The sequence below is a fragment of the Gracilimonas sp. genome (assembly GCF_014762685.1).
Classification (GTDB): domain Bacteria; phylum Bacteroidota; class Rhodothermia; order Balneolales; family Balneolaceae; genus Gracilimonas.
On record NZ_JABURM010000005.1, the window covers coordinates 1,581,425 to 1,595,144 of the forward strand.

11 protein-coding genes are annotated in these 13,720 nt (G+C 41.3%); 6 read left to right on the plus strand and 5 right to left on the minus strand.

Features of this window, described 5'->3' with window-relative positions; all coding sequences use genetic code 11:
* Positions 1-11: 11 nt before the first annotated feature.
* The 3 genes from HUJ22_RS07230 to mutY are packed head-to-tail and all read left to right on the plus strand — an operon-like array spanning position 12 to position 3,636.
* Positions 12-986: an NAD(P)-dependent oxidoreductase gene (locus HUJ22_RS07230; protein WP_290875691.1), complete on the plus strand. Its 975-nt coding sequence runs from the start codon at positions 12-14 to the stop codon at positions 984-986.
* Positions 987-990: 4 nt separating this feature from the next.
* Positions 991-2,529 (plus strand): Ig domain-containing protein, encoded by a 1,539-nt coding sequence (locus HUJ22_RS07235; protein WP_290875693.1) that lies wholly within the window; start codon positions 991-993, stop codon positions 2,527-2,529.
* A 36-nt stretch (positions 2,530-2,565) separates the two neighbouring features.
* Positions 2,566-3,636, plus strand: a complete 1,071-nt coding sequence (gene mutY / locus HUJ22_RS07240) for an A/G-specific adenine glycosylase (protein WP_290875695.1) — start codon at positions 2,566-2,568, stop codon at positions 3,634-3,636.
* A 21-nt stretch (positions 3,637-3,657) separates the two neighbouring features.
* Here mutY and HUJ22_RS07245 read toward each other — a convergent pair whose 3' ends face one another.
* Positions 3,658-4,269 carry a class I SAM-dependent methyltransferase gene (locus tag HUJ22_RS07245; RefSeq protein ID WP_290875697.1) on the minus strand — a complete coding sequence of 204 codons (612 nt, stop codon included), beginning with the start codon at positions 4,267-4,269 and terminating at the stop codon, positions 3,658-3,660.
* A 107-nt stretch (positions 4,270-4,376) separates the two neighbouring features.
* On the opposite strand from HUJ22_RS07245, the gene HUJ22_RS07250 reads away from it, so the two are divergent.
* The gene (locus HUJ22_RS07250) at positions 4,377-5,225 is read left to right on the plus strand and encodes a TIGR02757 family protein (protein ID WP_290875699.1); all 849 of its coding nucleotides are present in this window, start codon (positions 4,377-4,379) and stop codon (positions 5,223-5,225) included.
* A gap of 134 nt (positions 5,226-5,359) precedes the next feature.
* The gene (rpsU, locus tag HUJ22_RS07255; protein ID WP_290875701.1) at positions 5,360-5,554 is read left to right on the plus strand and encodes a 30S ribosomal protein S21; all 195 of its coding nucleotides are present in this window, start codon (positions 5,360-5,362) and stop codon (positions 5,552-5,554) included.
* Between the two features lie 31 nt (positions 5,555-5,585).
* Here the strand turns inward: rpsU and radA are convergent, their stop codons facing one another.
* From radA to HUJ22_RS07275, 4 genes are all read right to left on the minus strand, one after another.
* Positions 5,586-6,923: a DNA repair protein RadA gene (radA, locus tag HUJ22_RS07260; RefSeq protein WP_290875703.1), complete on the minus strand. Its 1,338-nt coding sequence runs from the start codon at positions 6,921-6,923 to the stop codon at positions 5,586-5,588.
* Between the two features lies 1 nt (position 6,924).
* Positions 6,925-7,968: a lysylphosphatidylglycerol synthase transmembrane domain-containing protein gene (locus HUJ22_RS07265; RefSeq protein ID WP_290875705.1), complete on the minus strand. Its 1,044-nt coding sequence runs from the start codon at positions 7,966-7,968 to the stop codon at positions 6,925-6,927.
* A 75-nt stretch (positions 7,969-8,043) separates the two neighbouring features.
* The gene (locus HUJ22_RS07270) at positions 8,044-9,120 is read right to left on the minus strand and encodes a class I fructose-bisphosphate aldolase (protein WP_290875707.1); all 1,077 of its coding nucleotides are present in this window, start codon (positions 9,118-9,120) and stop codon (positions 8,044-8,046) included.
* 278 nt (positions 9,121-9,398) lie between these two features.
* Complete coding sequence (locus HUJ22_RS07275) at positions 9,399-12,515, minus strand: hypothetical protein (RefSeq protein ID WP_290875709.1); 3,117 nt, start codon at positions 12,513-12,515, stop codon at positions 9,399-9,401.
* A 558-nt stretch (positions 12,516-13,073) separates the two neighbouring features.
* On the opposite strand from HUJ22_RS07275, the gene HUJ22_RS07280 reads away from it, so the two are divergent.
* Positions 13,074-13,526 (plus strand): Hsp20/alpha crystallin family protein, encoded by a 453-nt coding sequence (locus HUJ22_RS07280; RefSeq protein ID WP_290875711.1) that lies wholly within the window; start codon positions 13,074-13,076, stop codon positions 13,524-13,526.
* Positions 13,527-13,720: the final 194 nt, after the last annotated feature.

Genomic DNA, 13,720 nt, shown 5'->3' on the forward strand with positions numbered 1-13,720 from the left:
TAAGGAAATTAATGAAAGCCTTTGTAACCGGAGGAACAGGTTTTATTGGAAGTCATTTGGTGGAAGCACTCATAAACTCTCCGGAATATAATGAGGTGCGATGCCTGGTCCGAAGCAGCGAAAAATGGTTGCGTGGAATGACTTTTAAAACCATAGGAGGAGATCTTAATGATTTAAAAGCATTGGGTAAGGGCTTAGAAAATGTTGATGTGCTTTTTCATATTGCCGCTATTGTTAAAGCGCCTTCAAAGAAAGAATTTACTCAGGCCAATGTTGATGCCACAGAAAATCTCGTGCGTTTAGCTCAAAAAAAAGGAGTAAAAAATATTGTAGTTCTTTCTTCTCTTGCGGCCGCAGGCCCCAGCAACGGAACTCCCAAAAGGGAAAATGAACCGATGAATCCGGTAAGTATGTATGGGGAATCCAAAAAAGAGATGGAAGCACGTATAAAAGCAGCAGCTAAAAAAAACGACAGTATTAAAATTATCCGGCCCCCGGCTGTATATGGTCCACGGGAAGACCAAATTTATTCCTTCTTTAAAGCATGTGCTAAAGGAATTTGCCCTATTGTCGGAGATGGGAACAATCCGCGGGTTTCGATGGTGTATGTGAGCGATTTAGTGGATGGAATATTACGGGCAGCAAATAAAACAGATGAAGGTGTTCATACTTATTTTATTTCAGGTGAAGGAACTCATTCCTGGAATGATATCAGGGCTATTACTTCCAAAGTATTAGGCAAGAAAACGATACCTCTCAAGATAAAACCAAAGTTAGTGAAAAAAGCAGCCGGCTTGATTGAAAATGTTGCATCATTATTTGGCATCTATCCCGTTATTAACAAAGAAAAAGCAAATGAGCTTATCCTGGAATGGACCTGTAGCTCCAAAAAAGCTGAAAAAGAATTAGATTACCAGTCAAAAGTTTCTTTGTCTGAAGGAATTTCACGAACTATACACTGGTATAAAATGCATAATTGGTTATAGAAATATGAATTTTACATCGAAAATTGCTCTCTTTTTATTCTCGATTATTTTATTTGGAACCCAAACCAACGCCCAACAAAAGTTAGTTCAGGATTACAGCCAGCTCATGGAAATCCCGGATGTAGTGACTATGGAAGCCTCTCCAACTCACCTTTATGTGCTTTCTGAAGAAGAAGGAATGGCTGTTTTCAGAGCTTATCCTGATTCCCTCCAATGGCTTTATACCTCCACTGGAATGCAACGCCGGGGAAATAGAATTATGGCTGACATCCGGTTTGCCTATTTATTCGGTGATTCGCGAAGATTAACCGTGCTTGAACCTACTTCTCCTCTTGGAGTTTATTCTTCCACTTTTCTTCCGGAACGGCCAAGAGCTGCCGCCCGTATTGATAACAACCTTTACATTGCTTTAGGGGATGGTGGATTAGGTATGGTTTCCCTGGAAACTCCTGAATCAGTTGATACTAAGGTTCAAAGAATGGCTGCAAGTGATCTTTCAGGTGCTTCCGTTCTGGATATTCGAACCACCGACTTCAGCAATCAACTTTTTGTACTTACTGATGCTCCTTCACTAATCGTTTTTAAGCAAAAAGAATCAAATTTAGAGCGGTCTCAAAATATTTCGCTCAGATCACCCCTCTCACATATTTTCATTGATGAGGAAGAAGTTTGGGGAAGTACCGGTAATGGAGAGATTTTTGAAATCAGATCAACCGGCATTGGAAAACGCATTGGTATCACAAATGAGCCTGTTCAAAAAATTGTGAGATGGAATAATCGAATTTTAGTAAGAACCAACTCAGGGCGGGTTTGGACAACAGACAATTCAGGCTTGCTAAGTTTGTGGAAAGAAGATACAAAATCAGGAAATTTTATCGCTAACAGTTCCAGCCGCCTATGGATTGCCGAAAACGATAAAATTACTACAGTCCTATTAAAAGAGAAATCAGCTGAGGTTGTACAAGGCTCAGATTCTGACTTTAAAATTAAAGCTATCCCAAATCAAGTAATCACTTATCCGAGCCCTCTGATTATGCCATTAGAAATGCAGGGAAACTATCCGGTCAGTGAAGTCGAGTTTTCATACCGCTCCAATGCTGACAATGCCAAAATTCGCAAACAAGGATTTTTCTGGCAGCCTTCGGTCAACCAAATCGGAAATTATTGGTTTAATATTGTTGCTACTAACGCTGAAGGAGAATCGGACAGTACGCGTTTTATAGTGGATGTCAGGTCTTTTAATTCCCCACCCCGATTCACCCCGGTACGCAATACAAGTATCGCCGTAAACGAAGAATATGTTGTTGAATTCAATGCAACTGATCCTGACAGCCCTCAAAATTCATTAGTACGCTACATTGGAGTCGACTTGCCTGATGGTGCTTCCATCAATGAAAAAACCGGAGAATTCAAATGGACTCCAACAGAGCGGCAAGTGGGAGAATCAACTTTCAAAATCATAGCTACTGATCGTTTGGGAGCCGCTGCTTCTATTGATGTCACCCTGAACGTAATGGATATTTCACGCGACAGCGAAGATTAAAATTCATTCCAAAAACCTCTAAAAGCTTTATTATTCTTGCAACCTGCAGATTTTTCTTCTCACCTGTTAGCTTGGTATAAAGGTCATAAAAGACCCATGCCCTGGCGGGATGAACTCGACCCCTATAAAATCTGGGTTTCAGAAATTATGCTTCAGCAAACCCGGGTTGACCAAGCCACTCCATATTTCCGGAATTTCATTTCACTTTTCCCCACGGTTTATGATTTAGCAAAAGCCGATCAACAGGAAGTTTTAAAAGCCTGGGAGGGGCTGGGCTATTATAGCCGGGCCCGTAATTTACATTCAGCCGCCAAGGATTTAATTGAGAATTGTGGTGGAAAACTACCTGAAAAGTACGATGAGATCATCAAGCTAAAAGGGATTGGACCTTATACTGCAGCCGCAATCACAAGTATTGCTTTCAATAAACCTAATGCTGTAGTTGACGGAAATGTTATTAGGGTATTAACCCGGTATTTTGGGATTGAGCAAGATACACGAAGCTCAAAAACCCGCAATAAAGTGCAGGAGTTTGCTAATGAATTAATCGATGAAAAACAGCCCGGGGATTTTAATCAAGCACTTATGGAGCTCGGTTCTATTGTTTGTACTCCCTCAAATCCGGACTGTACAAATTGCCCGGTTCAACCGGGTTGCATTGCCTCAAAAATGGCTAAAACCGATACTATTCCTTACAAATCTCCGGCCAAAAAAAAGCCACATCACATTATAGGAGTAGGAATTTTAGAGCGTGAGGACGGAAAATTACTTATCGCACTTCGCCCCGAAGATGCTATGCTCGGCGGTTTATGGGAATTCCCCGGCGGCAAGAAAAAAGACGAGGAGAAAATTCAGCAAACGGTTGAGCGTGAATTAAAAGAAGAGCTTGATGTTGAAACAAAAGCTTTTGAAGAATTCATGACTCTTAAACACACCTATTCTCATTTTTCCATCACTTTACATGCTTGGTTCTGTAAGCTGATCTCAGGGACACCGAAACCAAAATCCAGTCAGGAAATAAGATGGGTTCACCGAAATGAGCTGGAGCAATATCCTTTTCCAAAAGCAAATAAAGTGCTTACCGAACGTCTCACGAAGGATAACTAAAATAACTCAGCGTCCTGGCTTTTACTTAACAGCAACCCCGCTTATATGAGGTATAATCGGTACGAATATGGTACGACTGTTAAAAGCTTGCTGATCAACATTCTTAAATCCGGAGTTTTGAATCAGCTTACCGGTATCACGTGTTACATGGCATCCATCAAAAAAACACTTCCACGGTTTTCTGACCATTCGTTGGATACCATACACCCAACTTCCTTCCCGAGCTTTTACATGTTCCAGATAAGCAAACCTGCCTCCCGCTTTCAACACTCTCTTGATTTCAGAAACAACTTGGATCGGATCATTTACAGAACACAATACCAAGCTGCCTAATACCATCTCTACATGGTTATCGGGTATGAGCAACTCCTCAGCACCTCCGTGATGAATTTCTAAAATAATTCCAAAGCGCTCCGCTCTCTTTTTGAGTATATCACGCAGTGATGAATTTGGCTCAACTGCAATTACCCTAGTCCCCGATTTCAAGTATCTGAAATTAGCTCCGTATCCGGCTCCTATTTCAATCACTTCTTTAGGGTGATCTTTAAACAGCACGCTTTTCCGTTTCCCGTACCGGGCATGCATATAGTCATCTACTAAAGCAAAAAACCAATTTTTAATATTCTGAATCAATTAGACTAAAATTTGTTTGTAGAATAACAGGGCTTAATATTGCAATATAAGACGTATTTTAGCCATTCTGTTGTTAATTTATAGTTTTTAAATCACCTTGCCGATCCTTGCCTCAAAAAAGAAAAAAATATAAAACCATATCCCAAAAGGAACTAATAAGGCTCAAACCATTTCTTGATGAACTAGTAAATAAAATTGAACAACCGGAATACATCAATGATGATCCTGTTCAGTTTATGCATGCTTTTGAAAATAAAAACGACAAAGAACTGGCCGGTTTTTTTGCCGCCACTATGGCTTGGGGGCGCAGGGATATTGTAAATGCCAAAGTAGAAGATTTGCTTCGACGCATGAATTACCGGCCGGCTGAATTCATTAAAAATTATTCTGAAAGTAATGCTCCAAGCTTTGAAGGTTTTAAACACCGAACATTTAAATCTATAGATTTGCATTGGCTTACAAAAACCTTGCAAACCATTCTTCTAAAATTTAAAACATTTGAAAATTTTTGGGCTTATTGCTTAGAAAAAGCAACAAGGGAACGCCGTGAATTAATTGCCGTTTTTCACGAGCAATTCTTCACTTTTCACCCTCAAATTCCTCAGCGCACCAAAAAACATGTTTCCAATCCTGAAAAAAACAGTTCCGCTAAGCGATTATATATGTACTTAAGATGGTGTATCCGAAAAAACAGCCCTGTTGATCCAGGCACTATGGCTTTCATGCCTCCCAGTGAGCTCAAAATTCCTTTAGATGTCCATGTAGCACGACAAGCTCGCAAGCTTGGGCTCCTTTCCAGAAAGCAAAATGACTGGAAAGCGGTTCAGGAACTGACTGAAAGGATGAAGATACTATTACCGGAAGACCCTGCCAGGTACGACTATGCCCTATTTGGAATCGGGGTATTAGAATCGGCGATACCTGATGAGCTGATCATTAATAATAGAGTGGAGTGATTCCGTGACCTTATTTCATCGGTTTTATAAGATTAATTTGTAGCTGCACTCATTTATTTCAAAACAGCAAAAGAGTTTGTATATTGAGTGTTCCCAATCATGGGACAAAATTAAAAGAAAGGATGTGATACTTCATGTTAGGAGTCGAAGTAAAAGACAACGAAAGTGTTGATCGTGCAATAAATCGCTTTAAGAAACTGGTAACCCGTTCACGTGTTCTCAATGAATACAAAGATCGGCAGCAGTATACGAAGCCTTCTGTTGAGCGACGTGAAGCTTTGAAAAAAGCGAAACGTGAACAACGACGTCGCGAACGCGACAACTTCTAAACGAAGTGTAACGAATTCGAGCCCTCCGGTTTTACCTGAGGGCTTTTTTTATGGCTTCATGTAAGTAACGAATACCGCTTTTCTGCTTAGAGCCGGGCATCACCAATTCTTTATATCCTAATTTTTTGGCTTCTTTTTCACGTTGCTCCAAATGAGGAACCGTTCGCACTTCACCACCCAACCCTACTTCTCCGATAAACGCCATATGAGATGTAATTGGCTCATCCATGAGGCTCGATACCAAAGCACAGCATACACCTAAATCTCCCGCAGGGTCATTGAGCTTAAATCCTCCGGCAATGTTTAAGTACACATCATGATTGGAAAAATTTTTACCTACTCTTTTTTCTAAAACAGCAAGTAACAACGCCAACCGATTTCTGTCAAAACCATTGGCAGTACGCTGGGGCGATCCGTACGAAGATGGCGTAACTAAGGCCTGAACTTCAATCAACAGTGGCCGGGTCCCCTCCATGGTACAAACAACTGCATTTCCACTTACTCCGCTTGTTTTATCCGAAATAAATAATTCTGAGGGGTTAGAAACCTCAATGAGTCCATCTGACTTCATCTCAAAAACTCCTACTTCCTGCGCAGCGCCAAATCGGTTTTTCAAGCTTCTGAGTAATCGATACGTGTATTGCTTATCCCCTTCAAATTGAAGTACTGTATCAACCATGTGCTCCAAAACCCGGGGGCCTGCAATATCTCCTTCCTTTGTTACATGACCGATAACCAGTGTGGTTATATTTTTCTTTTTGGCCAGTTGCTGAAATAAAGCCGCGCATTCTTTTACCTGTTGAATGCTTCCAGGCATACTTGATAACTCGGTTCTGTATACCGTTTGAATGGAATCTACAATCAGTAAATCCGGTTGCATTTTTTGAGCTTCCGCAATAATGGAATCTACCTGAGTTTCATTATATATAAACAGTTTATCTGACTCCACGCCCAATCGGGCAGCGCGTTGTTTAATTTGTCCCGCAGACTCTTCACCTGCACAATACAGAATGGTTAGATCAGTATTTGCCTTGGCGATTTGAAGCGTAAGTGTACTTTTTCCTACCCCGGGCTCTCCGCCAATAAGCACATACGATCCCGGAAGAAATCCACCTCCCAACACCCTATCCAGTTCAGTAATATTACTTTTAAACCGGCTTTTTTCTGAGGTTTCAACCTCTTCTAATTTTTGGGGTGAAGCTGAGGCCTCCAGCCCTTCAACTTTAGCTTTATGGGCCGAAGATGATTTTTTGGAAATCGTTTTTTCAGTAAAGGTATTCCACTCGCCACAAGATGGGCAACTTCCATTCCATTTAGGAGAAATATATCCGCAATTTGAACACTCGTATTGAGTTTTCACTTTAGCCATATTAATTCTGATGTTGAATTTCTACAACTTTTTGATTGATATACCAGGTAGTTGCCATCATTCCCAGGCCAATACTAATATAGTAGCTTATAATCCTCCAAAGGAAAACAGCTAAGCCTATAAAACCTTCCCGGGTAATAAGTGGTCCTTGAAAAAGTACAAATAAGCCCTCTACTCCTCCACTTCCGCCCGGCGTTGGCACCACCAAAAAGGCAAGATTCATGGCCAAACTTCTGAGCACGGAAAGCACTTCAGGTGCGGGAAGTAAACTAAGTACAACTATTGTCGGAAGAGCAATTCGCGCCAGCCAGGACATAGTTGACAAACAAAATGCTTTCAATAAAAAACTTAGAGGTTTTTTTCTAAGCTGATGAGCATATTCTTCAAGGTTCTCCGCTTCAACTTCAATCTTATCACTCATTCTTCGCAATACGGGGAGTTTAAATACTATTTTCACCACCTTTTTAATTGCGGCCGGATTCACTAACACACCATATGCCAATACCCCGGCATAACTCAATAGCCCCATGTAAAGTAATCCCATTGAAACATCCCCAACCAAGCCAATTTCCGGGGGCACAACCTCATAAAATATTCCCGCAAATAGTAAGATAGGTATCGCCAGGGCAAACCAGATTTGATCAAGCAATACTCCGTATAAAATAATCGCCCCTGAATCTCCAAGCTTCAATCCCTCTTTGGTCATTGCATAAGTTGCCAATGGAGCCCCCCCAATGGTTGATGGGGTAACTGCCGATGTGAAATCCCATGCCAGCACCACTCGGATAGAAGCAAACCAGCTTAATTTTTTTTCCGAAAGGAAGCGGATTTTAGCTGCTGAAAACCAAACCCTAAGTAAAGATACAATTACCGCTATTACTAAACCCGGTAATCGTTTTGGAGCTAAATGTGTTAAAACACCGGGGGTATAAGTCCAATAAATAACTGCTGCCATTGTGGCTAAACTTAGCCCAATAGAAATGATCAGATACTTTTTGGAAAAAAGAGATTGAGGTTGCTTAATATGTGGGTTTTGGCTACTCAAATAATAAAGGTCAGGATGGATTTAATAAAAGAGCCTTACAGGTAATCCCTGTAAGGCTCCATATGATTTACGCTTTTATGCAAGCGTGATTTCGTCATTTAAGTACACATCCTGTATCATATTCAAAAGCTTAACGCCTTCTTTCAAAGGTCGCTGAAATGCCTTGCGGCCACTGATAAGCCCCATGCCGCCGGCACGTTTATTGATAATTGCAGTTTTTACCGCATCTGCAAAATCATTTTTACCGGATGCACCGCCTGAGTTAATTAAACCGGCACGTCCCATAAAGCAGTTTGCTACTTGATATCGAGTTAAGTCGATTGGATGATCAGAAGTTAATTCAGAGTAGATACGTTCATCCAGTTTTCCATAGCTGGAGTCGCCGGAATTGAGTGCCTTATAGCCACCGTTATTGGTAGGTTGCTTCTGTTTGATAATGTCTGCACCCAAGGTTGTTCCAATATGATTTGCCTGTCCCGTTAAATCTGCTGATGAATGGTAATCTACACCCTCAACTTTAAACGCACTGTTTCGGGTATAACACCAAAGAATGGTAGCCATGCCAAGTTCATGTGCATAAGCAAAAGCCTGGGCTACCTCTTGAATTTGTCGGTTTGATTCTTCAGATCCGAAATAGATCGTAGCACCAACTGCGGCAGCTCCCATATCATAGGCCTGATCTATAGTTCCAAACATAATCTGGTCATAATTATTTGGGTAAGTCAATAATTCATTGTGGTTAATTTTAACTACAAATGGAATCTTATGCGCATATTTTCTGGATACAGAAGCAAGAGCACCAAAGGTAGAAGCAACCGCATTACAGCCGGCCTCCATTGCTAAATTTACAATATGATCCGGGTCAAAGTAATCCGGATTCTTTGCAAACGATGCCCCGGCTGAGTGCTCAATCCCTTGATCCACAGGCAGAATTGAAAGAAAACCGGTACCACCCAAACGACCATTGTTCAATAATCTTTGTAGATTTTGAAGTACGCGATTGTTTCGGTCAGAATGATACCAAACATCATCAACGTAGTTCGCAGAAGGCTTAATCAAGCGATCTGTACTTATGGTTTTACATTTGTGATTAAGAAGATCAGAAGCTTCATCTCCCAGAAGTTCTTCGATGCTATTAATTCCAAGTGACATAATAAATTCCCTTTTTAAAATTTGTTTTTATGAGTGAGTAAGTGGGTAGAAAATATAAGCCTAAAACAGGGAAATGGCTAAAGAGAAGTTTGGAGATTTATCTTAAGCATGAATTGGTTTCTTTAATAAATGTATAACCTGTTTACACCCATACAAACATGCCACTAAATGATAGTTTCAGCTTAAAGAGATCTTTACAACATCAAAATTGTAGCCATCGAAAAATTAATCCATAGTGAGTCCGTCAACATAAATACTATGAGATATAACTAAAAAGGTTATTGACTCTCCAAGGCGTTTTGCATTTGATCCCATCCCCAAAGTATTTCTTGAAGCCTATTATTAAGTTCATCAAATCTTTCATAGGCATCATCTCCCGGTCGTTGATCAGCAGAAGTAGTCATGCGATATAGATACTCCATCTGATCTATAAGTACCGGCTTCTGGTAGCTTCCCACCTCAGAAGTGACAAGGCGACTGAATAGCTCATTGACCTTATCTAGCGATACTGAGTGATCAACATTTTCCTGTATAAGTAGTTCGTTGCGAAGAGTATCAATCTGAGCAGCTACTTTTTTTGCCTGCCCAATTGCATCACGAATTTTAAGATTCAATTCCTCCTGCGCCAGCAGGTCTTCCTCAGATATACCAATGAATGAAAGCCGAGGATCCATCATTAGTTTAAAGTCTTTTACCTCCTTCCAATCACCGGCCGACAAACGAATCTGATAATCTCCCGGGGGAACCATTGGCCCTCTATAGGGACCAAAATAAGTAGTCCCGTCTGATGAAAGTGTGGTGCTTCCGGGGTGACGCATATCCCAGATAAACCGGTTATGCCCTTGCTCTACATTAATAGAATCCGGCTCTCCGATTTTAGCCACACTTTCTGTTATGGGTTTATCATTGGCTAGTTGCGTTAGATTAGTATCTGCCGCGGAAGTTCCTATAAAACGACGGATAACAGTTCCATCTTCTTTCATGATATCCATCGTAATTTCTTCTTTGGAAATATCTGAAAGATAGAAATCAATCATAACTCCAGCCTCAGGAAATTGAGGAACATCAGATCCCCCACCACCGCGGTAGCGCATACGGTAAGTGTCACGGGGCTCAAAAAGATGTTGGTCAACACGAGCCATATCGATATCATATTGATACAATGGAGTTAGATTATCGAGGATCCAAAAGCTACGCCCCATAGTAGACACCACAAGATCTTCATTTTTTATCTTGATATCCGTTATGGTTGTTTGCGGGAGGCCCTGTTTCAATTGCTGCCATTGCTTGCCATCATCGAGAGAAAAATACAATCCCCAATCCGTCCCGGCATATAGCATTCCCTTACGATTTGGATCCTCTCGAACTACCCGTACGGGGTTGTCTTCGGGTATGCCATTTCCATCTGTAAGGAGAGTCCAGTTTTTCCCAAAATCAGTAGTACGATAGATATATGGTTTAAAGTCATCAAGCAGGCGACGCTGCACGGCTACATAGGCAGTTCCCGGAGTATGTGGCGATGGATCAATTCCATCCACACGTCCATTGGGCGGCAGTCCCTCCGGTGTTACATCCGTCCAGTTTTCACCACCATCTGTTGTTACATGTACCGGACCATCATTGGCACCGGTCCAAATTACATCCTTGTTGTGTGGAGATACCTGTACTACATATAACGTGCTATAATGCTCTTCTCCGGTAATATCTCTAGTTATGGGGGTACCCGATGCTACCTGGAACTGATCTTTGAAGGCCGTTAGGTCCGGGCTGATCTGTTCCCAGCTTTGCCCGCCGTTGGTAGTACGGTGAATATATTGTGATGCATTATAGACAACACTTGAGTCATGTGGAGAAATCTCAATAGGAACTACCCGCTGGAATCTATATTTAAGATTTTTAGGGTTCTGCCCGTACATATTTTGTGCCCCCACATAGTAATTTCTTTGCTGGCCGGTAATAGTACTGTATTGTCCAAACCGACCTTTACAATTAGAAAATACAATCGAGGGATTGTTAGGTTGCGGCACGGCCGGACCTGTCTCACAGCCACCAGCCATATTCCAAAGCCCCTGAGCATTTTCAGCACTTTCTGCCGGAGGCAAGCTAGGTACGGAGATGGTCGTATTGTCTTGCTGTCCCGCATACAACCAGTAGGGCAACTGATTGTCCACATGAATCTGATATAGTTCAGCAGTAGGTTGATTTAGCTGAGTGGACCATGTTTTTCCTCCATCAAGGGTTACCGTAGCACCTCCATCATTTCCCTGAACCTGTATTTTGGGATTATCAGGGTTAATCCACAGATCATGAACATCTGCATGAGTTACCGGGCGTCGTTCAAATGTTTCGCCGCCATCGGTAGATACCCAGTAACGCACGTTCCCCACATACACCATATCGGGGTTTTTCGGATGGGCTGTGATGTTAGTGAAATAAAATGGCCGGCTCATAATTTCTTCCTTATTGGAGGTTTGTTCCCAGCTTTCTCCACGATCATTGGAGCGATATAAGCCTTGCTCATCACCGGGAGCTTCCACCAACAGGTAGATCCTGTCCGGATCAGCAGGAGTAACGGCCAGATCCATTTTACCAGTCAGCCCACCTGGGAGTCCGTTTTCAAGCTTAGTCCAGCTGTCACCGCCATTGGTGGATTTGTAGAGTCCATTTTCTTTATCAGCCCCACTGATGATGGTCCATGGCTTACGTTCAGCGCGCCACATAACCGCATAAATTTCATCCGGGTTCTCGGGATTTAGCTCCAGATCAATAGCGCCCGTCGAATCGGACACAAAAAGTACGTTTTCCCATGTCTCACCCCCGTTTTGGGAACGGAAGACACCCCGTTGCTCATTTTTACCAAAGGGATGCCCGAGCGCAGCAACGTACACCAAGTCAGGTTTTTCCGGATGGACTTTGACGGCCCCAATCTGTCCACCTTCCTCGAGTCCCAGGTTTTTCCATGTTTCTCCTGCATCGGTAGTTTTATAAATTCCGCGTCCGATTGTCACATTTGCACGAATACCATCACTGCCTGTACCTACATAAATAACGTTTGTATCAGATTCTGCTATTTCTATAGCTCCGATGGATGTACTTTTGAAATCAGCATCATCCGTAATATTAGTCCAATCTGATCCATAGTTGGTAGTACGCCAAACTCCGCCGGCACCGGCAGCTCCCATATAAAATGTATAGGGATGTGCTTGATGGCCTTCTACGGCAGTTACTCGTCCGCCCCGGGTAGGTCCAACTGGCCGAAACTGCATATTATTAAAAAGGGTTGTATCAATTTGAGTAGCAGAGGAAGTATTTTGAGCTTTCAGATCATCGGGTATCAAAAAAAGAGAGAGCAGAACAACTGCAAATATCGCAAAGAGAGTTTGAAAGTGTTTCATAAGGTTTATAACTAAAAATTATTATTCAAGCCCCGCTACTTCGGTGACTATTAAAAGTATTCGCTGGATTAATTTTATTTTTCAACAACACTGCAATAAATAAAAACCAGGCTTGGTACCAAGCCCATTTAATAAAACAATTTATTGCAACCATACTATCTTATATCGTTTTTTTTTAATCACTTTTACATTTAGTTAGGCTTCCTAAAATACTCAATATATCATAGCCGGTGGGCTGACCATTGTATCTTATATTTTTGATTATCAAGGACAATTAAAATCACCAAAGATGTTTTATGAGGTTATGGCAATAATTAATCAACCTGTCAAAAGCATAAAAATGAAGCAGACAGGATATTTTTTCTCCATATGTCGCTTTTACAAACTCGTTTGTCATTTTGTAATTCACTGACTTAAAAATTGTCAGTTTCTCTTTTTGAAATCCTGAATTGGCACAAGATTTGTGATTATTAAAGTGTCGCACATAAGTGTCGACAATGGGTAGAACCCTATGATCTTTAAATTAAAACTATTTAAAAGGAGGATAAACCTATGTTGATGCGAACAAACACAAATACACCAACACTTTGGAACGACAATACAAGTACTTCACCTCTAAAAATATCTAATTGGATTGATGAAGTCTTTGAAGATGCACTGAATTGGCCGCGAACAAGTTCTTCAACCTTTGTCCCTGAGTTAAATGTTTATGAAACGGACAAAGAATTTGAAGTATCTGCTGCATTGCCCGGTATGAATAAAGATGATATCGAAATCAGCTTTAATGCCGGTATGCTGACTATAAGCGGCGAGAGAAAGATGGAACAAGAAGAAAATGGACGTCGGTACCATCGTATCGAAAGCCGGTTCGGTAAATTTAACCGATCACTGCCGTTACCAAGTGATGTGATCGATCAAGAGAAAATCTCAGCCAAGTACGAAAATGGCGTGCTTAATGTAACTATACCTAAAGTGAAGGAAAAAGCCGCCAAAAAAATCAAAGTGACATAGACATTATTGACTTATTCAAAAATTGAAAACCATTCTAGGCCGTGGAGTAACTGTCTTCACGGCTTTTTTATTCCAATATTCAAAATACCTGAACGTCTATAAGTGGTTACTCTGTTAACGAATCTGAATTTTATATCTTTATTTAGCATCTTGTCATTTACTGTTTATCCAGAAACACCATTGATGAAAATGAT